The sequence below is a fragment of the Streptomyces sp. NPDC025651 genome, assembly GCF_055558735.1.
Genome location: NZ_JBVHLZ010000006.1, coordinates 341,963 through 367,374, shown reverse-complemented (window position 1 = coordinate 367,374; position 25,412 = coordinate 341,963). Strand labels below are relative to the sequence as shown.

At 73.0% G+C, this 25,412-nt stretch carries 26 protein-coding genes and 2 pseudogenes; 14 read left to right on the top strand and 14 right to left on the bottom strand.

The window, feature by feature from the left end:
• Positions 1–43 precede the first annotated feature (43 nt).
• From ACZ4D5_RS23270 to ACZ4D5_RS23260, 3 genes are all read left to right on the top strand, one after another.
• Positions 44–1,129, top strand: a complete 1,086-nt coding sequence (locus tag ACZ4D5_RS23270) for an S-(hydroxymethyl)mycothiol dehydrogenase (protein WP_467774299.1) — start codon at positions 44–46, stop codon at positions 1,127–1,129.
• Positions 1,129–1,776 (top strand): MBL fold metallo-hydrolase, encoded by a 648-nt coding sequence (locus ACZ4D5_RS23265; protein ID WP_467774298.1) that lies wholly within the window; start codon positions 1,129–1,131, stop codon positions 1,774–1,776. Before ACZ4D5_RS23270 ends, ACZ4D5_RS23265 begins: the two co-directional genes overlap by 1 nt.
• 162 nt (positions 1,777–1,938) lie before the next feature.
• Positions 1,939–2,652 (top strand): DUF2470 domain-containing protein, encoded by a 714-nt coding sequence (locus ACZ4D5_RS23260; protein ID WP_467774297.1) that lies wholly within the window; start codon positions 1,939–1,941, stop codon positions 2,650–2,652.
• On the opposite strand, the gene ACZ4D5_RS23255 is transcribed toward ACZ4D5_RS23260, so the two are convergent.
• Entirely contained in the window at positions 2,617–2,904 is a 288-nt protein-coding gene (locus ACZ4D5_RS23255) for a YkvA family protein (RefSeq protein ID WP_467774296.1), read from the bottom strand. The genes ACZ4D5_RS23260 and ACZ4D5_RS23255 overlap by 36 nt on opposite strands.
• A gap of 102 nt (positions 2,905–3,006) precedes the next feature.
• Between ACZ4D5_RS23255 and ACZ4D5_RS23250 the strand changes: the two genes are divergently transcribed.
• Both ACZ4D5_RS23250 and ACZ4D5_RS23245 read left to right on the top strand, forming a co-directional pair.
• Entirely contained in the window at positions 3,007–3,573 is a 567-nt protein-coding gene (locus ACZ4D5_RS23250) for a cysteine hydrolase family protein (RefSeq protein WP_467774478.1), read from the top strand.
• Between the two features lie 203 nt (positions 3,574–3,776).
• Positions 3,777–5,024, top strand: a complete 1,248-nt coding sequence (locus ACZ4D5_RS23245) for a serine hydrolase domain-containing protein (RefSeq protein WP_467774295.1) — start codon at positions 3,777–3,779, stop codon at positions 5,022–5,024.
• Positions 5,025–5,075: 51 nt separating this feature from the next.
• Here the strand turns inward: ACZ4D5_RS23245 and ACZ4D5_RS23240 are convergent, their stop codons facing one another.
• Positions 5,076–6,317: a lactonase family protein gene (locus tag ACZ4D5_RS23240; RefSeq protein ID WP_467774294.1), complete on the bottom strand. Its 1,242-nt coding sequence runs from the start codon at positions 6,315–6,317 to the stop codon at positions 5,076–5,078.
• Between the two features lie 59 nt (positions 6,318–6,376).
• Here ACZ4D5_RS23240 and ACZ4D5_RS23235 point away from each other — a divergent pair, with 59 nt between their 5' ends.
• Both ACZ4D5_RS23235 and ACZ4D5_RS23230 read left to right on the top strand, forming a co-directional pair.
• On the top strand, positions 6,377–6,664 hold the full coding sequence (locus ACZ4D5_RS23235; protein ID WP_467774293.1) for a hypothetical protein: 288 nt from the start codon (positions 6,377–6,379) through the stop codon (positions 6,662–6,664).
• A gap of 179 nt (positions 6,665–6,843) precedes the next feature.
• Positions 6,844–7,518 carry a TNT domain-containing protein gene (locus tag ACZ4D5_RS23230; RefSeq protein WP_467774477.1) on the top strand — a complete coding sequence of 225 codons (675 nt, stop codon included), beginning with the start codon at positions 6,844–6,846 and terminating at the stop codon, positions 7,516–7,518.
• Between the two features lie 47 nt (positions 7,519–7,565).
• On the opposite strand, the gene rpmF is transcribed toward ACZ4D5_RS23230, so the two are convergent.
• Both rpmF and ACZ4D5_RS23220 read right to left on the bottom strand, forming a co-directional pair.
• Positions 7,566–7,736: a 50S ribosomal protein L32 gene (rpmF, locus tag ACZ4D5_RS23225; protein WP_467774292.1), complete on the bottom strand. Its 171-nt coding sequence runs from the start codon at positions 7,734–7,736 to the stop codon at positions 7,566–7,568.
• Positions 7,737–7,821: 85 nt separating this feature from the next.
• Positions 7,822–8,190, bottom strand: a complete 369-nt coding sequence (locus ACZ4D5_RS23220; protein ID WP_467774291.1) for a hypothetical protein — start codon at positions 8,188–8,190, stop codon at positions 7,822–7,824.
• Positions 8,191–8,307: 117 nt separating this feature from the next.
• Here ACZ4D5_RS23220 and ACZ4D5_RS23215 point away from each other — a divergent pair, with 117 nt between their 5' ends.
• The 3 genes from ACZ4D5_RS23215 to ACZ4D5_RS23205 all read left to right on the top strand — a co-directional run bounded on the left by ACZ4D5_RS23215 (position 8,308) and on the right by ACZ4D5_RS23205 (position 11,253).
• The gene (locus tag ACZ4D5_RS23215; protein WP_467774290.1) at positions 8,308–9,051 is read left to right on the top strand and encodes a helix-turn-helix domain-containing protein; all 744 of its coding nucleotides are present in this window, start codon (positions 8,308–8,310) and stop codon (positions 9,049–9,051) included.
• Positions 9,052–9,166: 115 nt separating this feature from the next.
• Positions 9,167–10,045 carry a MerR family transcriptional regulator gene (locus tag ACZ4D5_RS23210; protein WP_467774289.1) on the top strand — a complete coding sequence of 293 codons (879 nt, stop codon included), beginning with the start codon at positions 9,167–9,169 and terminating at the stop codon, positions 10,043–10,045.
• Positions 10,042–11,253, top strand: a complete 1,212-nt coding sequence (locus ACZ4D5_RS23205; protein ID WP_467774288.1) for a glycosyltransferase — start codon at positions 10,042–10,044, stop codon at positions 11,251–11,253. The genes ACZ4D5_RS23210 and ACZ4D5_RS23205 overlap by 4 nt, the downstream gene beginning before the upstream one ends.
• A gap of 94 nt (positions 11,254–11,347) precedes the next feature.
• Here the strand turns inward: ACZ4D5_RS23205 and ACZ4D5_RS23200 are convergent.
• Positions 11,348–12,596, bottom strand: a pseudogene (locus tag ACZ4D5_RS23200) (MFS transporter).
• Positions 12,597–13,021: 425 nt separating this feature from the next.
• Between ACZ4D5_RS23200 and ACZ4D5_RS23195 the strand changes: the two are divergent.
• Positions 13,022–13,285, top strand: coding sequence for a hypothetical protein (locus ACZ4D5_RS23195; protein ID WP_467774287.1), 264 nt, complete (start codon positions 13,022–13,024; stop codon positions 13,283–13,285).
• A 15-nt stretch (positions 13,286–13,300) separates the two neighbouring features.
• On the opposite strand, the gene ACZ4D5_RS23190 is transcribed toward ACZ4D5_RS23195, so the two are convergent.
• From ACZ4D5_RS23190 to ACZ4D5_RS23180, 3 genes are read right to left on the bottom strand one after another with little or no spacing between them, the layout of a single operon-like run.
• A complete protein-coding gene (locus ACZ4D5_RS23190; protein ID WP_467774286.1) occupies positions 13,301–14,347 on the bottom strand; it encodes a glutathione S-transferase family protein in 1,047 nt (348 codons plus the stop codon).
• Positions 14,344–14,676, bottom strand: a complete 333-nt coding sequence (locus tag ACZ4D5_RS23185; protein WP_467774285.1) for a hypothetical protein — start codon at positions 14,674–14,676, stop codon at positions 14,344–14,346. Before ACZ4D5_RS23185 ends, ACZ4D5_RS23190 begins: the two co-directional genes overlap by 4 nt.
• Positions 14,677–14,733: 57 nt before the next feature.
• Positions 14,734–16,251: a cytochrome P450 gene (locus ACZ4D5_RS23180; RefSeq protein ID WP_467774284.1), complete on the bottom strand. Its 1,518-nt coding sequence runs from the start codon at positions 16,249–16,251 to the stop codon at positions 14,734–14,736.
• Between the two features lie 108 nt (positions 16,252–16,359).
• On the opposite strand from ACZ4D5_RS23180, the gene ACZ4D5_RS23175 reads away from it, so the two are divergent.
• Positions 16,360–16,968, top strand: a complete 609-nt coding sequence (locus tag ACZ4D5_RS23175; protein ID WP_467774283.1) for a TetR/AcrR family transcriptional regulator — start codon at positions 16,360–16,362, stop codon at positions 16,966–16,968.
• Here the strand turns inward: ACZ4D5_RS23175 and ACZ4D5_RS23170 are convergent.
• Together ACZ4D5_RS23170 and ACZ4D5_RS23165 are read right to left on the bottom strand one after the other, a co-directional pair.
• The gene (locus ACZ4D5_RS23170; protein WP_467774282.1) at positions 16,958–17,608 is read right to left on the bottom strand and encodes an HAD family hydrolase; all 651 of its coding nucleotides are present in this window, start codon (positions 17,606–17,608) and stop codon (positions 16,958–16,960) included. The two genes, ACZ4D5_RS23175 and ACZ4D5_RS23170, sit on opposite strands and share 11 nt — an antisense overlap.
• 5 nt (positions 17,609–17,613) lie before the next feature.
• Positions 17,614–18,369 carry a DeoR/GlpR family DNA-binding transcription regulator gene (locus ACZ4D5_RS23165; RefSeq protein WP_467774281.1) on the bottom strand — a complete coding sequence of 252 codons (756 nt, stop codon included), beginning with the start codon at positions 18,367–18,369 and terminating at the stop codon, positions 17,614–17,616.
• A 73-nt stretch (positions 18,370–18,442) separates the two neighbouring features.
• Here ACZ4D5_RS23165 and ACZ4D5_RS23160 point away from each other — a divergent pair, with 73 nt between their 5' ends.
• Entirely contained in the window at positions 18,443–19,642 is a 1,200-nt protein-coding gene (locus ACZ4D5_RS23160; RefSeq protein WP_467774280.1) for an MFS transporter, read from the top strand.
• A 2-nt stretch (positions 19,643–19,644) separates the two neighbouring features.
• Here the strand turns inward: ACZ4D5_RS23160 and ACZ4D5_RS23155 are convergent.
• The 4 genes and pseudogenes from ACZ4D5_RS23155 to ACZ4D5_RS23140 form a co-directional block, all read right to left on the bottom strand.
• Positions 19,645–19,815, bottom strand: a pseudogene (locus ACZ4D5_RS23155) (DUF5999 family protein); the annotation flags it as partial.
• Positions 19,816–20,080: 265 nt separating this feature from the next.
• The gene (locus tag ACZ4D5_RS23150) at positions 20,081–21,328 is read right to left on the bottom strand and encodes a PucR-like N-terminal domain-containing protein (RefSeq protein WP_467774279.1); all 1,248 of its coding nucleotides are present in this window, start codon (positions 21,326–21,328) and stop codon (positions 20,081–20,083) included.
• 149 nt (positions 21,329–21,477) lie between these two features.
• Complete coding sequence (locus ACZ4D5_RS23145; protein WP_467774278.1) at positions 21,478–21,651, bottom strand: hypothetical protein; 174 nt, start codon at positions 21,649–21,651, stop codon at positions 21,478–21,480.
• Positions 21,652–21,742: 91 nt separating this feature from the next.
• On the bottom strand, positions 21,743–23,038 hold the full coding sequence (locus ACZ4D5_RS23140; protein WP_467774476.1) for a lipase family protein: 1,296 nt from the start codon (positions 23,036–23,038) through the stop codon (positions 21,743–21,745).
• A 446-nt stretch (positions 23,039–23,484) separates the two neighbouring features.
• On the opposite strand from ACZ4D5_RS23140, the gene ACZ4D5_RS23135 reads away from it, so the two are divergent.
• The gene (locus ACZ4D5_RS23135; RefSeq protein WP_467774277.1) at positions 23,485–25,398 is read left to right on the top strand and encodes a fatty acyl-AMP ligase; all 1,914 of its coding nucleotides are present in this window, start codon (positions 23,485–23,487) and stop codon (positions 25,396–25,398) included.
• Positions 25,399–25,412: the final 14 nt, after the last annotated feature.

The following is a 25,412-nucleotide window of genomic DNA, read 5'->3' as shown; positions in this document are numbered from 1 at the left end:
CGATGAGACAGGTAAGACGTGAAGAGAAAGAAGGGCTGAAGTCATGGCGCAGCAAGTGCAGGGCGTGATCGCACGCGCGAAGGGCGAGCCGGTACGGATCGAGACGATCACCGTCCCGGATCCGGGCCCGGGAGAAGCCGTGGTGAAGGTCCAGGCGTGCGGGGTCTGTCACACCGACCTGCACTACCGGGAGGGCGGGATCAACGACGACTTCCCGTTCCTGCTCGGGCACGAGGCGGCGGGCGTCGTCGAGTCGGTCGGCGAGGGCGTCACCGAGGTCGCGCCCGGCGACTTCGTGATCCTCAACTGGCGTGCGGTGTGCGGCCAGTGCCGCGCCTGTCTGCGCGGCCGCCCGCAGTACTGCTTCGCCACGCACAACGCAGAGCAGAGGATGACCCTGGCCGACGGCACCGAGCTCTCGCCCGCGCTCGGCATCGGCGCCTTCGCGGAGAAGACGCTGGTCGCCGCGGGGCAGTGCACCAAGGTCGACCCGGACGCCTCGCCCGCCGCCGCCGGACTCCTCGGCTGCGGTGTGATGGCGGGCATCGGCGCCGCCATCAACACCGGCGACGTCGGCCGCGGGGACTCGGTCGCGGTCATCGGCTGCGGCGGCGTCGGCAACGCCGCGGTCGTCGGCGCCCGCCTCGCAGGGGCCGCGCGGATCATCGCCGTGGACATCGACGACAAGAAGCTTCGGACGGCGAAGGGCCTCGGCGCCACGCACACCGTCAACTCCCGCTCCGCCGACCCCGTCGAGGCCATCCGCGAGCTGACCGGCGGCAACGGAGCCGACGTCGTCATCGAGGCGGTCGGCCGCCCGGAGACGTACGAACAGGCCTTCTACGCCCGTGACTTGGCGGGCACGGTCGTCCTCGTCGGGGTGCCGACCCCGGAGATGAAGATCGAGCTGCCGCTGCTCGACGTCTTCGGGCGCGGCGGCGCGCTCAAGTCGAGCTGGTACGGGGACTGCCTGCCGTCCCGCGACTTCCCGATGCTCATCGACCTCTACCGGCAGGGGCGCCTCGACCTGGACGCCTTCGTCACGGAGACCATCGCCCTTGAGGACGTGGAGAAGGCCTTCGAGCGCATGCACCACGGCGACGTCCTGCGTTCGGTGGTGATGTTCTGATGGCGGTCAACGACGGCGGAGGCGCGCGGATCGACCACCTCGTGACGTCCGGGACCTTCTCCCTGGACGGCGGCACCTGGGAGGTCGACAACAACGTATGGATCGTGGGCGACGACAGCGAGTGCGTCGTCATCGACGCCGCGCACGACGCGGACGCCATCGCGGGCGCGGTGGGGGAGCGCCGCCTCGTCGCGATCGTCTGCACGCACGCCCACGACGACCACATCGACGCGGCCCCGGCCCTCGCCGCCCGCACGGGCGCGCCGATCCTGCTGCACCCCGCGGACGCGGAGCTGTGGAAGACGACCCACCCCGACCGCGCCCCGGACGGCGAGCTCGCCGACGGCCAGGAGCTGACCGTCGCGGGCACGGCCCTGAGGGTGCTGCACACGCCGGGCCACTGCCACGGCGCGGTCAGCCTGTACGCCCCCGCGCTCGGCACGGTCTTCACCGGCGACACGCTCTTCGCCGGCGGCCCGGGCGCGACGGGCCGCTCCTTCAGCGACTTCCCGACGATCGTGGAGTCCATCGAGGAGCGGCTCCTGACGCTGCCCCCCGAGACGGTGGTGCGCACCGGGCACGGCGACAGCACCTCGGTCGGCGCCGAGGCGCCGCACCTGGCGGAGTGGATCGCCAGGGGGCACTGACGCCTTCGGGACTCGGACGCCTTCGGGGCAGGGAACCCCGCACCTTCAACTGACGTATGCCTCATGGCCCCGCGTGGTTCGCCGCGCGGGGCCATGACGCGTACTGGCCCTGTCCCGCGATCTCCGATAAGTTAGGCAAGGCTTACCTAATGGAGGTTGAGGATGGGTGTCCGTCACAGCAGCACGGCCGTGCCCACAGCGGCAGCACGTGCTCGTTCAGTGCTCGCCACCGCATGGTCCTGCGCGGTGACCACGGAGATCGGCAAGGACGAACTCGTGGGCGCGCACAGCGTCACCGAGGACGGCAGGATCAGGCTGTCGCCGCCCGAGGACAGCGCGCTCGCCGCCGCCCTCATCTGCGCGCCGCGCGGCGAGCCGTCCACGCTGCTCGAGTTCGCCGACGTCGCGCCGGTGCCGCTCAGGGACCGGATCCGCGCACGGCTCTGGCTCTCCGGGTCGCTGGCGTACGACGGGGAGCACCTCGTCTTCGAGCCGACCTGTGCCGTGCTGCACGAGTCCACCGGCGAGCGCGTGGGCGTCGAGCTCGACGAACTGGCGCTGACCGTGCCCGATCCGCTCGCCGAGGCGGAGTCGCGGCTGCTCACCCACCTCGCCGACGCCCACCCGGACGCGGTCGAGCAGCTCACCCGGCTCATCAGCCCGGACAGTCTGCAGGGCGTGGTGCGGGTCCGCCCGCTCGCCATCGACCGGCACGGGATCTCGCTGCGACTGGAGCGGGCCCGCAGCCAGGCGGACGTGCGCCTGCCGTTCCACCAGACCGTCGAGGACGTCACGCAGGTCACCGACTGCATGCACGCGCTCCTCATGAAGGCCCGCCTCTCAACGACCCGGCGCGGACGGCCCGTCGGAGGCTGACCGCAGCGACCGCAGGGCCAGCGCGAGCACCCCGATGTCGTCGAGGAAGACGGGGTCGGGCAACAGGTCGGCGGGGAGCACGAGATAGGCGATCGCCGCCCAGAAGACCCACTCCCGTTCGACGGGAACTCCGGCTCTGCGCAGGGCGCGACGGGTCCGGACGAGACGTACGAGGAGTGTGATCGCGACGGCCAGCGTCACGGCGACCAGAACGGCTGCGCAGACGAGGAGAACGGTCAGTTCCGTGCTCATACTCACGTACGTTATCGAGAGCGGCGCCCCGCGTCGCGCAGGCATGATGGCGGGGTGACAGAGAAGACGAACCCGAACACGAACTCGGGCCCCACACAGCCCATGGAGCCCGTCGCGCCCGTACAGGCCCTCATCGTCGTCGACATGCAGTCCGCCTTCGTCACCGGCGACGAGGCGGTGCCGGACGCGGAACGCCTCCTCGACCGGGTCGGCGACCTGCTGGCCAGGGCGCGCGAAAGCGGCGCGCTGGTCGTCCAGTTGCAGAACGACGGACAGCCTGGCACTCCCGACGAACCCGGTACCCCGGGCTGGGAGATCCATCTGCCCGTCGACACCGACCGCGGCGAGATCCTCCTGCGCAAGACCGCCGACGACGGCTTCGAGGAAACCGACCTGGAGAAGCTGCTGCGCGACGCCGGCGTGAAGGAACTGGCCATCTGCGGCGTGATGTCGGAGATGTGTGTCAGCGCGACGGCCCGCACGGCGCTGGAGCTCGACTTCCGCGTCGTCCTGCCCCACGACGCACACGGGACGTACGACATCCCGGCCGCGGAGGGCATCAGTGACGTCGTCCCGGCGGCCACGGCATCGCGCGTCGCCGAGTGGGCGCTGGGCGACGAGGTCGAGATCGTGGCGAGGGCGAGCCAGGTGGGCTTCAGGAAGCCGTAGGGCTCATGGGCCCGCTGTGGTGATCCGCGGTGCGTGGGGCGCTAGCGTCTTGGCGCATGACTCATCTACGGCATCGTGAATGCAGTGAGGGCGCTGGATCGAGTGAGGACACGGGCGCGGGTGCGGGTGCGGGTACGGGCGGAGGGGTGAGGGAGGGAGCGGGATCAACTGCCTTGCCTGTGTGCCGACGTGGGCGTGCGGCGATGGTGGCTGCCGCGGTGGCGGGCGTTCTGGCGTGCGCCGTTCCCTCGGCCGGCGCGGCGGCCCGTCCCGGCTCCCCCTCCGGCTGTGACACGGCACGTGACGCCGTCAGTCGCTCCCTGGACCGGCTCACGCACCGCCACGGTGTCCCCGGCGCGGTCGTCGAAGTCGTGGATCGGCGTTGCGGGGAGTGGAGCGTGGCCCGTGGCGTGGCCGATCTGGGCACCGGGCGCGCCGCCAGTGTGCGGGACCGGTTGCGGATCGGGAGCGCCAGCAAGACCTTCACCGCCACGGTCGTCGTGCAGCTCGCCGCGGAGGGGCGGATCCGGCTCGACGCACCCGTCGAGCGGTACCTGCCCGGCCTGATCCGCGGGAACGGGTACGACGGGCGCGACATCAGCGTGCGGGAACTGCTTCAGCACACCAGTGGGCTGCCCGACCATGCCGACGCGATCGCCGCCCGGCCCCTGGACCAGTGGCGGTTCCGGCACTTCGGGGCCCGTGAACTGGTCGAGACGGCACTGGAGTTGCCTCCGCCGAAGAAGAAGTGGGCCTACTCGACGACCAATTACGTCCTCGCCGGGCTCATCGTCCAGAAGGTCACCGGGCGTGACATCGAGGCCGAGGTGACCCGGCGGATCATCGAACCCCTCGGTCTGCGCGACACGTACTGGCCCGGTGACGAGACGCGTATTCGGGGTGCGCATTCGCGCAGCTACTTCATGGACGGCGACACGGACTTCATGGACGGCGACACGGAGGGCGGGACGGATGCCGACGTGGCGGGCGGCGCCGACTCCGCCCGGGTCGACGGGACCGAGTGGAACATGACCTTCGGTGGTGCGGGCGGTGCGCTCGTCTCCACGCCCTCCGACGTCGAGCGGTTCTTCCGCGCGCTCATGGACGGCGGGCTGCTGCCCGCGCGATGGGTCGCCGAGATGAAGCGCACCGTCCCCGCCGATCCCGACCGGCTCTGGCCCGGCGCCCGTTACGGCCTCGGCCTGATCTCCACTCCGCTGGACTGCGGCGGCCGCTGGTACGGGCACGGCGGCACGGTACCCGGCGGCCACCGTGCTCTCGGCGCGGTCGGGCCGGGCGGGCGCACCGTCGCCCTCGCCCTCAATCAACTCCCCGGAAGCGAAGAGGGAGAGCGGGACTTCCGCGCGGCCGTGAACACGGCCTTCTGCGCCGACCGTGACACCGGCGCCGCCACCGCGCCGTCCCCTGCTCCTCGTACTCACGGGCGGTAGAGACGAGCTCAAAGGCGGTAGAGAAAAGCTCAAGGGCGGTACAGGCAGGACTCACAGAGGGAGCGCGCACACCGCCGTCGGCGCCGCGAACGGCTTTCCCGTCAGGGTGAGTTCGCCGCTGCGCCCGTCCACCCGGAAGACACTCACCGAGCTCGACTTCTGGTTCGCGGTGAACAGCAGCCGCTGGGACGGGGAGAACGCGAGCTGCCGGGGGAAGTCACCGCCCACCTCGACCGTGTCCAGGAGCCGCAACCGGGCGCCGCCGCGCTCGATCGCGTACCGCGCGATGCTGTTGTGCCCCCGGTTGGCCAGGAAGGCGAAGCGCCCCTCGCGCGTCACCACGATCTGCGCCGGGTAGCTGGTGCCCTCGCCGGTGCCGGTCGACTGCGGCTCGCCCGGCTCGAGACGGCCGGACGAAGGGTCGTACGCGCAGACCACGACCGTGTCGTCCACCTCGTTGGCCAGGTACGCGAAGCGGCCCGAAGGGTGGAAGGTGAGGTGGCGCGGTCCCGCGCCCGGGCGCAGGGTCGCGTACGAGACGCGCTTGAGGGTGCCCGCCTTCTCGTCGAGGCGGTACGTGTAGACGGTGTCGTTGCCGAGGTCGACGGCGAGGACGTGGCGACCGTCCGGGGACGTGATGATCTGGTGGGCGTGCGGGCCCTCCTGGCCGGGGCCCGGCGGCGGCGCGGAGTGCGTGACCACGTCGGTCCGCTCGCCCAGCGCGCCCGACGTCGCCACGGGGTGGACGGCCACGCTGCCCGAGAGATAGTTCGCGCTGAGCAGCCACCGGCCACCGGGGTGCACGGAGAGGTGGCAGGGCCCCGCCCCGCCCGTGTCCCGCGTACCGAGCACCTCGTGCTCGCCGGAGGGGGAGAGTGCGACTGCCGTCACACCGCCCTTGTCCCGCTCGTTGACGGCGTACAGGGTGTGCCCCGAGGGGTGCAGTGCCAGATAGGAGGGGTCGGGGACGCCGGTGAGCGTGCCCGTGCCGGTCACGCGGCCCGTCACCTCGTCGTACGTCGCGAGGCCGATGCCCGAGCCGCCGCCCTCCTGCGAGGTGTACGTCCCCAGGAACAACTGCCGCTCGCGGCGCGGACGGTGGGCCGCCGACGAGGCGGCGCCCCGGCGCGCGCGATCCGGCCGTTCCTCGTCCCGCGGGGCCGGCGACGCGCAGGCCGCGACCGAGGACGTCGCGCCCGCCGCGGTCGCCCCCGCGAGCACGCCGAGGAACCGCCGCCGCCCGGGGCCGCTTCCTGCCCCGGTGTCCCCGGCCGGCCCTGCTCCGCTGTTCATGGCTGCACCTCATGCGTCGGTGGTGACGGGTGTGACGGACGTGGCAGACACAGTGCCTTGTGCACGATGACGCGGACAAGAGGCACGCCCGGTGGGAGCCAGGACTGCACCACACCGCCGCCCTCGCGGCGTACGGCGCCGTGCTGCTCGTCTGCGCCCCGCTCGCCGCGCTCGGCGCCATGGAGCGGATCGAGCCGTCCGGAGTCTTCACCACCGGCGCGGGGATGACGTGGATGGTGGTGCTCGGCGGGCGCTCCTTCGGCGGCCTCGGCGGCGCCCTGCTGGTGGCGGCCCGTTCGTACGCGACCCGCAGCCGCCCGGTGTGCGCGTCCGCGGCCGACGGCTGAAATCGGCCAACGGGCATGCGGCGCAAGGGAATGCGACCACAGAGAGCCACTGCTCCTATACGGTGTGCGAGCGATCGATGTAGGCCGCAGTCAAATGGACCGCAGTCAAAGAGCGTTCGGCATGCGCCGTGCCGAACGCGACTACACGCACGAGGAGTTGCTGAGTGGACCACGGTCATGTGATCCGAATACGTACCGTTCTGGCCGCGCTCGGTGTCGCCACCACCATGGCGGCCGCGCCCGCCGCGAGCGCCACGGCCGCGCCGGCGCCCCCGGTGTCCGGGGCGGCGGCGCACGAACCGTGCACGGGGGAGTTCCTCGGTGACACCCGCCTCGGCCCGAAGTGGCTACCCAAGAAGTGGGAACGCCCCGTCGGCCCGCTCCTGAAGGACTGGAAGCGGACCGGCAAGCTGTCGCCGAAGGCCTTCCTGAAGAAGTACTGGGAGGGCCCCGCGGACACCGGCAGCTGGAAGTACCCGCCGAACGACGGCTTCGACACCGTCAACGGCGAGATCGACAAACACCCCGAACTTCTGGAGAAGGGCGAGGAGCTGGATCGCTTCGGCTCGGAGTTCGGTTCCTACCTCGCGCCCGCCGGGGACGCCTACGCGAAGCGTGCGCTGCCCCCGCAGAACCTCAACACCCGTGACGCCGCCTTTGCTTGCGACTACCGCGTCTACGAGGTGAGCAAGCCGTTCTACGTCTGGCAGGGCAGCATCGCGCCCTGGTTCGAGCAGCCGGGACGAGGTCAGCAGATCAAGCTGGACCCGGTCTTCCTCGACCCGGGCGAGGGGCAGCGCCTCAACGTGAAGTGGCTGCTCGATCACGGCTACCTCGAACCTGTCGACGGCTAGGGAGTCGCGGAGCCGGCCCCGAGGGGGCTGGGCGCGGGCCCTCGCGCTCAGCCCTCCGGGTGGATCAGGCCGCGCTCGTACGCCGTGACCAGGCGCTGCGGCACCATGTGGCGTACGCCGTCGAGGGTGACCGGCACCAACTGCGGGGTGCTCGCCTTCCACTGTGCGCGGCGGTGGCGGGTGTTGCTGCGGGACATCTTCCGCTTGGGTACGGCCATGGGGTCCTCCGGGGGTGTGCGGTGGGGTGGCGGGCCTGATGGTCCGCACGCTATATGAAAATGGATCCCATTAACAACTGGCGGCTCAACGGTCGGCGACCGCGACCGCCACGGCCCAGGCGATGTAGGCGGCGTTCACGACGAGTCGAGCCGCCACGCCCCACGCCGTGTCGAGGAACCGGGTGGCGGTGCGGGTGTGCCGCGCGGCGTCCAGATGGGAGGCCTGGAAGCAGGCGATCAGTGCGGCCGCCGCCCAGCCGCCGGGCGTGCGCGTGGCGGGGGTGAACAGCAGCCCGGCCACCGCCAGTTCGGCGACCGCGCTCACGGCGACGACGGCGGAGGGGGCGGGGAGCCAGGCGGGGACCAAGGTGCGGAAGTATGTGGGGAAGACGACGTGGCCGAGGGCCGTACAGGACAGGAAGACGGCGAGTGCGGGGGCTGTGAAGGTGGGCATGCGGCGATGATCGGGACGAGCCGCGAGTGCCGTATTGAACGGAACGCTTGTGGTGCGGGGTGGGGTGCTCGCGGTGCGGGGCAGGATGCCCACGGTGCGGGGTGGGGTGCTCGCGGTGTGGGGCAGGATGTCGACGGTGCGGAGCGGGGCGTTCTTGGTGTGGACGGGCATGGTCCCGGCCCGGCCTCTCTCGCTCTCGCCCCCGACACCGCCGTCTTCGCGGAACCCCGTGCGTACGCCGTCTCCCGGCACCGGCACCCCGCCTGGAAGCTCGTCCTGCCCGACGGCGGCAAGGCCATGGTCGGGGAGGCGGCGGGGGCCGGAGTGCTGGTGCCGCCGCAGTACGCGCACACCTGCGGCACCTCCTCGCCCTTCGTCGCCGTCTTTCTCGAAGCCTGGTGTCTGCCCGGCGGCCTGGCCGGGCCCGCGTGGCTCGGTCGCCGGGCCGTGCGGCGCCTCCTCTCCGCGGTGCGGGACGGGGCGGGGCCGGACGTGGAGGCGTTGCGGGGCGAGGTGACCGCGCTCCTCGGAGCGCGGGCCCGCGTCGACCCTCGCGTTCTCCATGCCGTACGGGCATCCGCTCGGGTCGGCCGCATCGACGCCGTCGCCGCGGAGCTCGGTCTGTCCCCGGCCCGGCTGCGCGCCCTGGTCGCGGCGGACCTGGGGATCCCGCTGAGCACGCTCCGCCAGTGGCAGCGGCTGCGGGCCGCGGTCGCCGCGCTCCTGGACGGGGAGGGCGCGGGAGGCGCGGGCGTCATCGCCGGAGCCGCCGCCGACGCGGGCTTCGCGGACCAGGCCCACCTGACCCGCACGGTCCGGAAGTTCGCGGGCCGCACTCCGGGATCGCTGCGGCGAGCCTGAACTCCGGCAGCTCCGCGGCAGCCCCGCCCGGTCCCTCGCGGTCGCCTCGGCCGGCCCGGGTTGACCCTCACGTCGCGTCAGGCTTCAGGCTGTACGTCGACGAAAGGCGAGGTCCATGAGTTACACCGTCGGGCAGGTCTCCGGTTTCGCGGGGGTCACCGTCCGTACCCTGCACCACTACGACCGCGCCGGGCTGCTCACGCCCGGCGAACGGAGCGCGGGCGGATACCGCCTCTACAACGACGCCGACCTGGCCCGGCTGCAGCAGATCCTCTTCTACCGCGAACTCGGCTTCACCCTCGACGAGATCGCCGAGATCCTGGCCGACCCGCAGGCCAACGCCCTCGACCAGCTGAAGGCCAGACGCCGGACGCTGCGGGAGCAGATCGGCAAGCTGGAGCGCCTGGTCGAGGTGGCCGAACGCGCCATGGAGGTGCAGCAGACCGGCGTGGCCCTCAGCCCCCGTGAGCGGTTCGAGGTGTTCGGCGAGATCACCTTCGACCTCAGCTACGCCACCGAGGCCGAGCTCAAGTGGCAGGACAGCGCGGGGCACCGGGCCGCGATGAGGAGCGCCGCCGCGCACTCCAAGGAGGACTGGGCGCGGCTGATGGGCGAGGCCGCGCGATGGCGCGACGAGCTCATCGCCGCCCATGACGCGGGGGAGCCCGCGGAGGGCGAGCGGGCGCGGGAGCTGGCCGAGGCGCACCGGCGGCACATCGCCCGCTGGTTCACCCCGTGCCCGCCCGAGATGCATCTGCGCATCGCGGACGACTTCGCCGAGGACCCGCGAGCCTTCGCCCTCGTCGTACCGCCCTCCCAGCAGCGACCGGGCCTCGCCGCGTATCTGCGTACGGCTGTCCAGGCCAATGCCAAGACCCTGACGAGCCCTCAGGGGCGGCATGAGTCCGAGGCGAACTCTCACCCTGGACCTGAGGTTGAGACTCGCGCGCCGGAGGGCTCCGGGACCGCCCCAGAAGCCGAAGGAAACCGATGACCCGCATCCTCGTCACCGCCGCCGGATCGTACGGCGACGTCGCCCCCTACACCGGCCTCGGCGCCCGGCTCCGCGAGGCCGGGTACGACGTGGCCATCGCCACGCACGCCTCCTTCGAACCCCTCGTCGAGGCCGCGGGCCTGCGGTTCCGCGAGGTCCCCGCGGGACCGGACGCCGAGCAGCGCGCGGGCGGGCGCAAAGAACTCATGCGGACCGCCGCGACCTTCGTGCGCGGCCTCGGCGGCGGCCTCGTCGACGCCGCCGTACGCGGCGCCGACCTGCTGATCCTCTCCACGACCACGGCCCCCCTCGGCTGGCAGCTGGCCGAGGCGATGGGCGTGCCTGCCGTCGGGGCGTATCTGCAACCGGCGCACCCCACCCGCGAGTTCCCGCCCGCCGTCGGCGGCACCCGCTCGCTCGGCGGCTTCGGCAACCGCGCCCTCGGCCGCTTCTCCCTGCGCATGGTCGACCGCGTCTACGCCGACGCGGTGCGCGATCTGCGCGTACGCCTCGGGCTGCCCGCCGCGGCGCCGGGCGCCGTCCGCGCGCGCCAGGAGCGGTCGGGCTGGCCGGTGCTCCACGGGTTCAGTCCGGCCGTGGTGCCGCGCCCCGCGGACTGGCGCCCCGGGCTCGACGTCGTCGGCAACTGGTGGCCGCACCACGACCCGGCGGGCGCGCTCCCGGCGGAGCTCGACGACTTCCTGCGGGCCGGGCCGCCGCCGGTGTTCATCGGGTTCGGCAGCATGGCGGGCGGCGACGGCGATCGGCTGGGCGGGATCGCGGTGGAGGCGCTGCGGGCCGCCGGGCTTCGGGGCGTGCTGCAGGCGGGCCGTGCCGGGCTCGTGGCGTCCGGCGACGACGTCCTCGCCGTCGGCGAGGTGCCGCACGCACTGCTCTTCCCGCGCGTGGCGGCCGTGGTCCACCACGCGGGCGCGGGCACCACGGCGGCAGGGCTGCGCGCGGGAGTGCCCGCCGTGCCCGTGCCGGTCACCGCCGACCAGCCCTTCTGGGCCGCCCGGCTCGCGGCCCTGGGCGCGGCCACCGCACCCGTCCCGTTCAAGGACCTCACCGCGCCCCGTCTCGCGGAGGCGCTCGGCCGCGCGGTCCACGAGGAGCCGTACGCACGAGCCGCGACCCGCCTCGCCCGGACGATGGCCGCCGAGGACGGCGCGGGGCATGTGCTCAAGGCGATCGAGCGGCTGCGCTGAGCGAGTGCCGCGCTGAGCGAGTGGCCGCGCAGCCCCCGGGCGGCCGCGCCGACCGGGCCGCTGCCCTGGCCGGCAGGCACACCGGGCGGCTGCTCTAGCCTGCCGTGGGCACCTCCGCCGGCTCCGGTTTCGTACGCACCCGCCGAGGCATCAGCAGTGGCGTGGCCAGCATGAGGAGGCCGGCGGCCGCCAGCGCGGTGCGGGGGCTGGTGACACCGGCCAGCAGCCCCCACAGCGCGGTGATGGCGGCGGTGGTCGTCTTGCCCGTGATCGACCACGCGGACAGGGTGCGGGCGACCCGGTCCGCCGGCGTCCGCTCCAGCCGGTAGGTGGCGACGACCGGGGCGAACACGCCCGAGCAGGTGATGAGCCCGAACTCCACGACCATCACGAGGGCGAGACCGCTGACGCCGGGGTGGACGAAGGCCAGACCGAGGGGCCAGCACACGCGCAGCGCGCCCGAGGCGAGCAGGACCCTGCGCTGCCCGAACCGCGCGACCAGGCGCCGGGCCAGGCGCGAGCCGATCAGACCGCCCACGCACGGCACCGCGAAGGCGAGGGCGTACTGCCAGGGCGCGAAGCCGAGCGGGCCGAGCATGAGGACGGCGAGCAGCGGAGTGGCCGCCATGATCAGGCCGTTGACCAGGAGGTTGTTGAAGAACAGCGGGCGCAGCTCCGGATGGCCCAGGATGAACCGCCAGCCTTCGAGCAGATCGCGCCCGCGGAGCCGGGGCGCCGCCGCGCCGGAGCGCACGGGGCGCGGCTCCTTGCCGCCGATCGCGCGGATGCCCAGTGCCGAGAGCAGATAGCTGACCGCGTCGGCGACTACGGTGACCACGGGGCCGAACACGCCGACCGCGGCCCCGCCGAGCGGCGGCCCGAGCATGGTGGCGGTCCAGGCCGTGGACTCGAACCGGCCGTTCGCGACGAGGAGGTCCTCGGGGGGGCACGAGCGCTTTGAGGTACGCGCCGCTCGCCGCGCCGAAGGTGATGTCGGCCGCCGCGACGACCACCGACACGACGAGGAGCTGTCCAAAGCTCAGCAGGTCGAGCGCGTACGCGGCGGGGACGGTCAGCAGGGCCGCGCACCGGACCAGGTCCATCCCCACCATCACCGGGCGCTTGCGGCGGAACTCCACCCACGGGCCGAGCGGGATCGCGGCCACCGCGCCGACCGCGAGACCAGCGGCCGCGAGGACCGCGACCCGCGTCGCGTCGGCGTGCAGCACCAGGATCGCGATCAGGGGGAACGCGTCGAAGGCGAGCCGCGTGCCGAACGTACTGATCGTGTACGCCGTCCAGAGCCACCCGAACCGCCGCCCCAGCGACCGCCTCCCCGCCATGCCTTGCGTGCTCCTCGTCCTTCCCGCCGGACAACCTGGTGCTGCCCTCGGACAACTTCGCGTTGCCCCCGACATCCAAGCCGGGGGCAGGCCACCTGATCAAACAACCGGCCCGCCCCTGGCCCGCGACCATGGGCTGTGCGAGCGCGTCGGCGGCGGGTCCAGGCTCCGCGACCACCTCGGGACCGCAGGCACGGACGACCGCGACGGAGCGACGTGGACGCCTGCCTGGGCGCGGGTGGTGCCGAGCGGGTGAGGCGAACTCCTCGTCCGGAACAGGCGGTTCATGGCGTACGCGCGGCACGTGGTGCACGGGGAGCCGCCGGGCGGCGGCCGGCAGGGGGCCGCGAGGGCGCGGGCACAGCGTAGCCCGAGCGGCCGACTGGCGAGGCGCTTCCGCGGCGCATCGTGGAAGAGTTCCAGGCATGAGCGAAAGCGCGTACCTGTACATGGCGAACCCCCGGATCACCGTCCTCGGTGTCCAGCCCGGCAACCCGCCGTTCCGCATCGTGGAGATCGACGGCGAGGTGGTCGGCAAGGCGAAGACCCTCACGGACGTGCTGGACGCCGCAGCGATGGCGGGCATCACCGTGCACGACCTCGACGACCCGGACGCCGTGCGCTGGGTGGGCGGCGACAAGTACACCTGGCAGCCGGGCAAGGACCCGCTGGAGAAGCTGGGGCGGTAGCCGCGCCCGGCGCTCTCACGGCCGCCCCGAGGCAGGCACCTCCTCCCCGGCGGGCACCGGCCCGGGCGCCGTGCCGTCGCCGAACGGCCGGCCGCCGAGATCCTCCCGGTGATGCGGCGTCAGCCACCCGGCGAGGTCGGGGCCCAGGGGCACGATGCCGGTCGGGTTGATGCCCGTGTGCACTTGGTAGTAGTGCCGCTTGATGTGGTCGAAGTCGATGGTGTCGCCGAAGCCCGGGGTCTGGAACAGATCCCGGGCGTACGCCCACAGCACCGGGTCCTCGGCCAGCTTGCGGCGGTTGCACTTGAAGTGGCCGTGATACACCGCGTCGAACCGCACGAGCGTGCAGAACAGGCGGATGTCCGCCTCCGTGAGGGTGTCCCCGACCAGGTAGCGCCGTGCCGCCAGGCGCTCCGAGGTGAGCTCCAGGCGGCGGAACACGGCGCGGCACGCCTCGTCGTACGCACCCTGGTCGGGGGCGAAGCCCGCGCGGTACACGCCGTTGTTGACGTCGCGGTAGATGCCCTCGACGACCGTGTCGATCTCGTCGCGCAGCGGCTCGGGGTACAGGTCGGGGGCGCCTTTCCGGTGCAGCGCGGTCCACTCCGTGGCGAAGTCCAGGGTGATCTGCTGGAAGTCGTTCGTGACCAGCTTGCCGCTGGGCACGTCCACGATCGCGGGGACGCTGACACCGCCCGGGAAACCGGTCTCCCGCGCCTCGTACGCCTCGCTCAGGAAGCGGATGCCGAGGACGGGGTCGCGGCCGTCCGGATCCAGGGTGAAGCGCCAGCTCCGGTCGTCCTGGATCGGGTCGGTGACGGCCAGGGACACGGCGCCCTCCAGGCCGAGCAGCCGCCGCGCGATCAGCGCCCGGCCCGCCCAGGGGCAGGCCCTGCTCACCACCAGGCGGTAGCGCCCCGCCTCGACGGGCCAGCCGTCCCTGCCGTCGGCGGTGACGCGGTCCGCGAAGTGGCTCTTGGAGCGCTTGAACTCCTTGTGGCCGTACGAGGCGTTGCCCTTCGGGGAGTCGGCGGCGCCGCCGCTCCCGCCCGCCCCGCTCATGACTGGCTGCCCTCGCGCGCGCAGGAACGGGCCACGGGTGAAGGCACCGTACGACGGGCGTCGTCCTCGGGTCGTGGGGGAGACGCGAGGTCGTAGATGCGGTTGATGAGCACTGCCTCGTTGCCCGCGAGGCCCGCGCGGCGCAGGGCGTCGTCGGCTTCCGCGATCGGCCCGGCGAGCAGCGACGCCGCGGCGGCGGGCGAGACCGACGCGGAGTCGGACAGGGCGGCCCGCGCGGTGTGCAGCAGACGCAAGCAGGCCTGGGCGGCGAGCAGTTCCTCGGACGTCGTGCCGGTCATGTCGAGCGACTCCTCTGCGCTGGGTGGCATGGGCGGCATCGCGGCGATGCCATCTCCACTCTCGCGCACGGGTCTGACAATGGCGCCCTACGCGGCCGGGGCGCGGCGGGTGAGGCGCAGCGTGAGGCCGTCCGGCATGAGGGTCAGGCGCTCGGCGACACGCAGCCGGTAGCCGGGCTCCGCGTGCAGGTCGTAGCGGCGCAGGAGCAGGCCGAGCACCAACGTCGCCTCGTGCAGCGCGAACTGACGTCCGATGCAGGCCCGCGCTCCGGTGCCGAACGGCTTGAAGACGTGCGCGGGCCTGGCCCGTACCGCCGAAGGGGCGAACCGGTCGGGGTCGAACTCCCCGGGGCGCTCGCCCCACGCCGCCGGATCGCGGTGCAGCATGGCCGCGAGAACCAGCGCCCACGCGCCCCGGCGCAGCGGGTGGACACCTCCGAGCACGGTGTCCTCGCGCGCCTCACGCGCGAACCCCGGAGCCGTCGGCCACAGCCGCAGCGACTCGTCGAGCACCCGGCGCACGTAACGCAGCTTGGCCACCTGTTCGTACGCGGGCTCTCCTTCGGACCCCCAGACCTCGTCGACCTCGGCCCGCGCGCGGGCGAGCACGTCGGGGAAGCGCGACAAGTAGTGCAGCGCGAACGACAGGGCGCCCGAGGTCGTCTCGTGCCCGGCCACCAGGAACGTGATGACCTGTCGGCGGATGTTCTCCGGAGTGAGCCGCTCCCCGGTCTCGGGGTGCGCCACCTCCAGCATCCGGTCGAGCAGGTCCCCGTGGCCGCCGGGGCCCGACGAGGCGCGGCGGGCCGCGACCACCGCGTCCACGGTGCGGTTGAGGTACGCCATGTCGGCGTCGTTGCGCCGCCCGGCGCCGCGCAGCATCAGCGGGGCGAGGAACGGCGGCACCACGTTGCGGCGCTGGGCGAAGGAGAGGGTGCCGACCATCGCCGTCACGAACGGGTGCGGCGCGGACCGCTCGAAGGAGCCGAAGTCGTGCCCGAAGCCGGTGCGGGCGATCGTCTCCAGCGTCAGTTTCGTCATGTCGCCCGGCACGTCCACCGGCCGGCCCGCGGTCTCCCGCTCGTCCCAGCGCGCGGTCAACTGCCGTGCGACGTCCAGCATCAGAGGGTGGTAGCCCGCCATCGCGTCGCGGCTGAACCCCGGGGCGAGGATGTCGTGCGCCAGCTGCCAGTTGGGCTCGTGGTTGTACGCCGTGAAGAGCCCGTCGCCCGCGACCGGACGGAGGTTGGCGACTCCGAGGCCCACGTGCTTGGCGAAGCGCGACTCGTCGGCGAGGTCCGCACAGAGCTCGGCGCCCCACACGAAGACGATCTCCTTGCCGAACGCCTTGCGGCGGAAGACGGGTCCGAGCTCCTCGGCGAGGCGCATCGAATCCTGCAGCGGCGTACGGACGTTGGCGCCGAGTACGTCGCCGAGCAGCGGGAGCCGGCACGGCGGGTGGGGGATGCGGTGCAGCTCGGGCCAGCCGAGCTCGGCGCTGCGGAACCCCTTGGGAGGGACGGCGGATGCGCCACCGGACGACGGGACGGGCCCGCCCCGCCCGTTGGGGCCCTTCGCCGCCGCGGACCGCGTCGTCTGCGCCATGTGCCCATCTCCCTTGTCCGACGGGCCCCTTGGGCCTGTTGTACGTGGATTCAATAGGAGCTTCCAGTCTGGTGCCGCTATTGAATTCACGTCAAGTAAGGTGCCTGCATGGCCGCGAACCCGCAGGAGCGCACGCGCCGCAGACTGAGCACCGAGGAGCGGCGTGAGCAGCTGCTTTCCGTCGGGGCGCGGCTGTTCGCGCAGAAGCCCTATGACGACGTGTGGATCGAGAGGGTGGCGGAGATCGCCGGTGTCTCGCGCGGCCTGCTGTACCACTACTTCCCGACCAAGCGGGACTTCTTCGCCGCCGTCGTGCACCGCGAGAGCGAGCGTATGCTGCGGCTGACGGCGGCCGTCCCCGGCCTGCCGGTGCGGGAGCAGATCGGCGCGGGACTCGACGCGTTCCTCGGCTATGTGGAGAGTCACGCGCAGGGCTTCCGCGCCTTCCACCGGGCGGAGGCGGCGGGCGACCCGCTGGTCCGCGAGGTCTACCGGAACGGTCTCGCGGCCCAGGAGCGCCAGATCCTCGCGGCGCTCGCGGCGGATCCGGACGCGGCCCGGATCACCCAGGACCTGCCCGCGTTGCGCCTGGCCGTGCGCGGGTGGCTCGCGTTCATGGTGGCCGTCTGCCTGGAGTGGCTGGAGGAGCCGGACCTGACGCGGGGTCAGGTGCGGGACCTCTGCGCGAAGGCGCTGCTGGGCGCGATCACGCGCTGAGGCCGAGGGCGTCCCTGAGGTGGGCGGGGCTCGTGAAGGGGTGTCCGCGCATGCCGCTCGCCTGGGCGGCCCGGATGTTCTCCTCGCGGTCGTCGACGAACAGGACGCGGTCCGGCTCGGCGCCCAGCGCGTCCAGGCACCAGTGGTAGGCGCCCGGTTCGGGCTTGGCGTGCCCGATGCGGCAGGAGAAGGCGCACACCTGGAAGTGCTTGAGCCAGGAGTACCGCTCTTCGTAGTGGACTGCCAGCTCTTCGGGGATGTTGGACAGCAGGGCGATCGGCCGCCCCGCACCCGCCAGTTCCTCGATCAGCGCGACCATGGTGTCGTCGACGGTGCTCCAACTGGCGAGGTCGGCCTCGACGAGCCGTGCGACCCGGTCCCGGTCGAAGTCGACGCCGAGGGCGTCGGCCACACTCCGCCAGTACGCGGGGCCTGTCACGTCCCCGCGGTCGTAGGGCTGCCGCAGCCCCCAATAGGCCTCCCAGAAGGCCGGTTCGGGCACCCCGGCGACGGCGGCCAGACGGTCTTTGCCGTCCTGGGACTGATGGCACGCGATGACGCCGAACATGTCGAAGAGCACGACATCGTGGGCGGTGCCGGGGGTCGGGGAACTGCCGTACCGCTGAGCCGAGTTGTTCAAGGGGGTCACACCTTTCGTACGGTCACGCCCGCCGCGGCCAGCGCGTCGGTCTCCTCGCCCGCCGCCTCGTCGGTGACGACGGCGTGCAGCGCGGAGGCGGGGGCGACGAAGGCCAGGGCGGTACGGGAGAGCTTCGCGGCGTCCGCGACGGCGATGACGCGGCGGGCCGACGCGATCGCCGCGCGCTTGACCGCGGCGTCGTCCAGGTCGTAGGCCGTCAGGCCGTCCGCCGCGGTCAGCCCGCAGCACCCGACCACCGCGGTGTCGAAGCGCAGGGCGGCGAGGGAGGCGGCGGTGAGCGGGCCGGTCAGGGCCAGCTCGCCCGGGCGTGGCCTGCCGCCGGGCACGAGGAGGGTGACCTGGGGCGCACCCGTCAACGCGTTCACCGCGTGCAGGGACAGCGGCATCACGGTCAGGCGCCGGTGCTCCAGCGCGCGGGCGACCTCCAGGCAGGTGGTGCCGCTGTCGACCACCACGGACTCCCCGTCGGCGATCAGCTCCGCCACCTCGGCGGCGATGCGGCGCTTGGCCTCGATCCCCTCGCGCTCCCGCAGGGCGAACGGCGGTTCCTCGCCGCGCAGCAGCAGGCTTCGCGCGCCCCCGCGGTAGCGCTCCAGGACGCCCTGTTCGGCCAGGGCCTCCAGGTCGCGGCGAATGGTCATCTCGGAGGCGCCGGTGAGTTCGGCGAGCTCCGCCACACCGATCCGCCCCGCGTCGCGCACGGCGTCGGTGATCTGCCTCAGTCGATCGGTACTGGCCACGCCCACATCAAACATTATTGATGTTCGTAAATCAAGTTACCAAACACGGAGTCTGTTCGTTATGTTCGAAGTCATGGAGAGAACACTGCGGGCCGGGCGACTGGCCACCTTCGCCTACTTCGCCCTGAACGGCTTCCTCATGGGGATGTGGATCGTCCACATCCCCGCCGTCGAGCGCCAGGCCGGCATCGGCCACGCCGTGCTCGGCTGGCTCCTGCTGCTGCTCGGCGCGGGTGCCTTCGTCGGCATGCAGGTCGTCGGCCCGCTCACCGACCGTCTCGGCGCCCGCACCGTCGTGCCCGCCGGTGCGGCTCTGTGCAGCGCCGCCCTGGTCCTGCCGGGTCTCGCCGCGAACGTCTGGACGCTGGGCGCGGCACTCCTGGCGCTCGGCCTCGGGAACGGCTGCCTGGACGTCAGCATGAACGCCCACGCCGTCCAGGTGGAGCGCGGCTACCGGCGGCCCGTCATGTCCGCCTTCCATGCCACGTTCTCCATCGGCGGCGTCCTGGCCGCGCTGGTCGGCGCCCGCACTCTCGGCTGGGGCTGGAGCCCCGCGACGACCCTCGGCGCGGTGGCGCTGCTCGGGCTCGCGGTCGCCGCGCTGTCCGCCCCCGCGCTGCTGCGTCCCGAGCCCGCGTCGCGTACGGAGGCCGTGACCGCGCAGGCGCCCGAGGCCTCCACGTCACGCCGCCGAACTCCGCGGCGGATATGGACACTTGCCGCACTCGCGCTGATGCTCATGCTCTGCGAGGGCGTCGCCAACGACTGGAGTGTGCTGCAGCTGCGCGACGTCCTGGACGCGCCCGCCGCCACCGCCGCCCTCGCCTACGGCGCCTTTGCCACGGCCATGACCGTCGGACGGCTGCTCGCCAACCGGGTGGCCGCGCGCTTCGGCCCGGTGGCCGTCCTGCGCCACGGCGCGACCGTGGCCGGGCTCGGTCTGACGGTGGCGGCGCTGTCCCCCTGGGTGCCGGTGGCCCTGATCGGCTGGACCGTGTTCGGCGCGGGTCTCTCCGGCTGTGTCCCGCAGCTCTTCAGCGCCGCGGGACACGCCGACCAGGACGCTGCCGGGGCCAACGTCTCCCGCGTCGCAGGGCTCGGCTACGTCGGGATGCTCGCCGGGCCCGCGGTCATCGGACCGCTGACCCACTTCATGCCGCTCAACCTCACGTTCTTCCTGCCGGTGGCCCTCTGTGCCGTCGCCGCCTGCGCGGCGGGCGTCCTGCGCCCGAAGCCGACGGCACGCACCGAGGTGTCCGTCATGCGCTCGTGACCGCGCCGCGGCGGCACGACCCGGCCGTCCGGGAGGAGTTCGCCGGTGTCGTCGAAGACGATCGTGCCGTTGCACAGCAGGCTCCAGCCCTGTTCGGGGTGGGCGGTCAGCACGGCGGCGGCGTGGCGGTCGGTGCTGTCGGCTGTCGGGCACGGCGGCTGGTGGGAACACATGACGCACCTGCTTCCAACGCGGGCTCCCTGCACGGGCTTTGTACGAGTAATGACTCCTCGGCGGCGGAGAACTCATCGCCCCACCGGCCCCGGCCTCGGCCGCCAGTCGGGCGGGGGCTGGCCGGTGTCGGCGGCACTGCCCATGGTGGGTGGCCAGTTCACTGGCGAGGATGTACGTGCCTACGAGGGGGGCACTGGAGCCTTGGCCGGACAGGAACGGCGTCGTGTGGGCGGCGTCGCCCGCGAGCGCGACGCCACCCGGCGTTCAGTCCGCCGCCGGCCGCAGGCTGACCGCGTGCAGCGCGAGCTGCATCTCGAACTGTGCCGCGGGATCGTGCAGTTGGTCGCCGAAGACCTCGTCCAGCTGGCGCAGGCGGTAGCGGACCGTCTGTGGGTGGACGGCGAGCCGGTGCGCCACCTCGCTCGCGTTGTGGCCGCAGCGCAGCCAGCAGAGCAGCGTCTCGGCGAGCCGTTCGCGCTGCGGGGAGCGCACGGCGTCCAGCGGCAGCAGGCGCCGTCGCACCAGCGCATCGATGAGCGACTCGTCCCGCAAGAGCAGCAGCGTCGCCAGATGGTCCGCGCAGTGCAGCACGTCCGGCGCGGGCAGGACGCCGCGCCGGGAGAGCTCCAGCGCGTCCAGTGCCCAGCGCAGCGACCGCGCGCCCTCGTGCACGGCGACGGTGGGACCGACCACGGCCCGCAGCCCGTGCAGCGCCCCCGCGACGGCGCGGGCCCGCCCGGGGCCCTCGGGGTCGGGCACGACGACGCGCCCCGGCCGTTCGTCGAAGCGGGCGAGGAACTCGGGCGGCACGATGGGGCGGACGTCCTCCGGCGCGGGCGCGTGGTCGGTGACGACGACCGCGACCTCCCTCGGCACCGGCCACTGGGCGGCGTGCGCGAGCCCCGCGATCGCCTCCGCCGACACCGGCGGGTCCGCGGTGATCAGATCGATGAGGCGGGCGCGGCGCTGCTGCAGTTCGCCCGCGGCGTGCAGCCGTGCCTCGGTGTAGCCCGCGGTCGTCGCCGCGGCCATCTCGTCGAGGTGCAGGAAGAGCGCCTCGCCGAAGGCGGCGAGCACACTGCGCGGCAACAGGTCCGCGTCCACAAGGGCGTTGACGCGCCGCCAGGTCACCCGGGCGCCCAGGCGCAGCGCCGACTGGAAGGAGTCGAGGCTGCGGCCCTCGTCGGCCTCGCCCCTGCCGATGGCCTGGTACGTGGCCTTCACCGAGTCCCAGTCGGCGTCCGGGTGGGCCATGCGGGCCACGAAGCCCTCCAGGGCCTGCTCGACGCCCCGGTTCACGACGTGCATGTACGTGTCGTCCATCGGCCGCGCGTACTCGGGGATCTGGGTCCGGATCGCCCGGACGACCTCGTCGGTGATGTCGGCGAGATAGGGCCGCACATGGTCGTGGAGGCCGGAGGGGAACGCGCGGAAAGCGGACTGCGGCTCGGCGGCCGACCCCAGGGGCACTGGAGCCGTCACGCCTCTGGGGCGCGGTGCACCGTTCACCATCGAGTGCTCCCTCTGTGCGCGGGGACAAAGGTTCGGTGAAGATATCGCCGTCCTCGCGCGCAGGCTCATCAGCGGCCGACAAGCCCGGGGACTTGTGTTGTCACTCGGCTGACAAATCGGGGCACCGACCGCGGCCAACGCCCCTTCCGTCACACCGTGTTGGTGAACGCCTTGCGGTAGGAGCGGGGGAGGCGCGCCGCGGAGCCGTACGAACTGCGCGCGCGGCACGGCCGCGCCGCCGTAGCCGACCGGCGGGCGATCTCCTGCGCCGGGAGGGCCTGCGGCGGGTGCTCGCCGTGGCCGACCTGATCGTGCCCGGCCACGGCGGCCCGTTCGAGGGCGACGACGCGACGCCGCGCCGGCGGCCCCGCCCGCGGCCGGGGCGGAGGCGCTCCGGCCGCCCGCCGCGGCCGGTCAGGCCGATCCGCAGTCGCCGGACTCGGGCCTGCCCGCGAAGCGGTCGCCCAGCCACCGCACCGTGTCGTCCTTCGCGAGCTGGTCGGTCAGCAGGTGGTCGCCCGGGTAGGTCTTCCACCGCGTCGGAACCCCGGCGTCGCAGTACGCCTTGTGCGTCGCGTCCTGCGTCTCGGTCGGGATGACCTCCTCGACGAGGCCGCGGTACTGCATGACGGGGAAGCCGATCTCGTGCTGCGCGCCCGAGCCCTCGGGGCCGACGCCCACGCCGAGCTTCTGCGCGTCGACGACCTCGCCCCACGTCCTGCCGTCCGTCCCCTTGAGGGCGTAGAGCTGGTCGAGCGTGAGCCCGCCCTTGGTGTTGTCCTCGATCTTCTGGAACGCGAGCGTCGAGATCGTCCCGACCAGACAGTGCGACGTCGCCTTCTTGACGGTCTCCTTGCCCCGGTCGTTGAGGAGGTCACCGAACGGCATCGACGGGTACGCGGAGGACAGGCCGAGCACGGCGTCCACCATGAAGCCCGCGAAGGGACCGCCGTTGAGGCCCTTGGCGACCACCTTCAGATCCCCCGGCACACCGCCGGAGGCATCGCCGACGACGTTCAGGTCGGGGGCGTAGGACCCGGCGAGCTGCGCGGCCCACAGGCTGGCCGCGCCGCCCTCCGAGTAACCCCAGAGCCCGACCCGCGTCTTCTTGTCGAGGCCGCTGCCGGGGATCGCGGGCGCGGCGCGGGCGATGTCGAGCAGGGCGTGTCCGGCGTCCGCCCCGGATACGTACGGGTGGACCTGGCCGTCGAGATAGCCGACGCCGTCCGTCGCGGCGACCGCGAAGCCCGCCTTGAGGAGCGCCGCGATGTTCTCGCCCTCGTACTCGTCCTGGTAGGCGCCCGCGAGCTGCTTGGAGAACGCGCACTGCGAACCGAGGCCCAGCGTCCCGGGGTTGAAGGCGACGACGGGTCGGCTGCCCTCCCCCTTCCACTCGGCCCTGGGCACGGCGACGGTGCCGGAGACCGCGACGGGCCGGTCCGCGTTGTTCTTCGAGCTGTACTGGACCTTCCAGGCGCGCATCGGGATGTCGCCGGGCACATGCGGAAGCTTCGTCTCGCGACAGGCGATGACGTCGCCCGGCCGGGCGGGGACCGACGCGGGCGGCTTGTAGACGGCCGCGTCGGAGGCGTCGCAGACCGCTGCCGCGCGGGAGCCGGTGCTGGTGCCGGTGCCGACCGCCGCGCCGCGCGTGCCGGCGTCGGAGGTCTCGGCGGCTCCGGCGGTGAGTCCGGACAGGCCGAGGCCCAGCCCCGCGACGGTCGCCGCGACCACGGGGGCGAGCAGCTTCTTCTTGCGGTGCGCTCGCTCGGTTCGTTTCGTTCGGGTCCTGGTGAGCACGGCGCGTTCCCTTCGTCGAGCGGTGGAGGTGGTGCTGGGCAGCCGTGAAGCTACGTACGGGTAACGCGGTGCGATAGTCAGCGGGGGCACAGCTCCGGGCGCGAGAACTGCGCGTGGGGGACAAGCGGGGGGCAAGTGGGGGGGGAAGTGGGGGCAGCGGGGTGCCGCATCGGCCCGACGCGCCGTCCGGTGGGGGCGTCTGTCCCCGGTACCGAAACCGCGGCGCTTCCTTGTCAGCCGAGTGACAGAAGCTCTTGGACGAACTGTCAGCAACGCCTCTTACCCAGGCGCCCGGGCACGGCGGAACCTGGTGCACCTCCCGTCCCGGTCCCCACGCCCGTTCCGTTGGAGCCGCCATGTCCGCACCGCCGCCGCCCTCAGGCCCCCTGCTCACCGACCATCTGCGGCACTGGGCCACACACCGTCCGCACCAACGCGCCTTCAGCCACGTCGACTTCCCCGACCCGTCGTCCGCCGGGCTGCACCGCACGCTCGGCTGGCGCGGCCTGGACGGGCGCGCCAGGGACGTCGCCGCGCGGCTCGCCCGGGTCGCGGGGCCGGGCGACCGCGCGGCCCTGCTGCTGCCGCAGGGGCTCGACTATCCGGTGGCGTTCCTCGGCTGCCTGTACGCGGGGGTGATCGCCGTGCCGCTCTTCAGCCCCGAACTCCCCGGCCACGGGGGCAGGTTGGCCGCGATACTCGACGACTGCGAGCCGGTGTGCGTGCTCACCGACGTGGCGACGTCGGGGGCGGTGGAGGAGTTCGTGGCGGGGCGCGGGCCGTCGCGGATGCCTGTCGTCCTTGTGGACCGTCCGGAGGGTGCGGGGGGTTCGGAGAGCTCTGGGGGCCCGGGGGCTCTGGCGGGCTCGGGGGGTTCAGGGAGTTCAGGGGGATTGGAGGGGCCGGAAGGCGGCGGCGGTGTGCCCGAGCGGCTCGAACCCGACGACATCGCCTATCTCCAGTACACCTCCGGCTCCACCCGCAGCCCGGCCGGCGTCGTCATCAGCCACGCCAACGTCGTCGCCAACGCCCGGCAGGCCGTGGCCGCCTTCGCCATCGACGCGGCACGGAACACCAGCGTCGGCTGGCTGCCGCTCTTCCACGACATGGGGCTCGTCCTCAGCATCGCCACGCCCGTCGTGGCGGGCTACCCGTCCGTCCTGATGGACCCGGTGGCGTTCCTGGAGCGCCCGGAGCGCTGGCTGCGCCTGCTCGGCTCCTACCCGGGCACGATCAGTGCGGCGCCCAACTTCGCGTACGACTACTGCGTTTCGCGCATCGAGGAGGACGACGCGGCCGAGCTGCGGCTCGACCGGGTGAAGGTGCTCGTCAACGGCAGCGAACCGGTCCGTCCCGGCACCGTCGAACGCTTCCGGGACGCCTTCGCCGCGGCGGGGTTGCGGCCCGAGGCGCAGTGCCCCGCCTACGGACTCGCCGAGGCCACCGTCTTCGTCGCCGCGGACGCGTACGAGGACACGCCGACCGCCCTGGAATGCGATACGGCCGCCCTCGGCGAGGGGCGGATCAGGCCGGTGGATCCGGCGGCGGATCCGGATCCGGCGGTGGATTCGGCGGCGGATCCGGATCCGGCGGTGGATCCGGTGGGGGATTCCACGACTCGGCTCGTTTCGTGCGGAGTTCCTGCCGGTCAGGACGTACGGATCTCGGATCCGGCCACGGGCGCCTCGCTCACGGACGGGGCGATCGGTGAGATCTGGCTGCGCGGTCCCAACATCGGGCTGTGCTACTGGAAGCGCGCGGGGCTCTCGGACGAGGTCTTCGGGGTGTCCGCGCCGGGTGAAGCGGCCGGTGAGGGCGGCTGGCTGCGCACCGGAGACCTCGGGGCGCTGCACGGCGGCAGGCTCTTCGTCACCGGACGCCTGAAGGATCTGATCATCGTCGACGGCCGCAACCACTACCCCCAGGACATCGAGGAGACCGTGCAGTCGGCGGTCGATCTCGTACGCCGCGACCGGCTCGCCGCGTTCGGCGTGCCGTCCGGGTCCGTCGGTCAGGGCGAAGAGGCCGTCGTCGCCGAGGAGTTGGTCGTGGTGGCCGAGCACCGGCGCGGCGCGGAACCGACGCCCGACGAGGTGGCTGCCGCGGTCCGCACGGCGAGCGCGGCCGTGTCGGCCCGGCACGGCCTGCGGCTGGCCGCGCTCGTGCTGATCACCCCGGGGGAGCTGCCGCGCACCAGCAGCGGGAAGGTCGCGAGGGCGGCGGGACGGGCGCGGTATCTGGACGGTGGCTTCGAGGGCGGTGCTCGGTGAGGCGCGAGATCCGA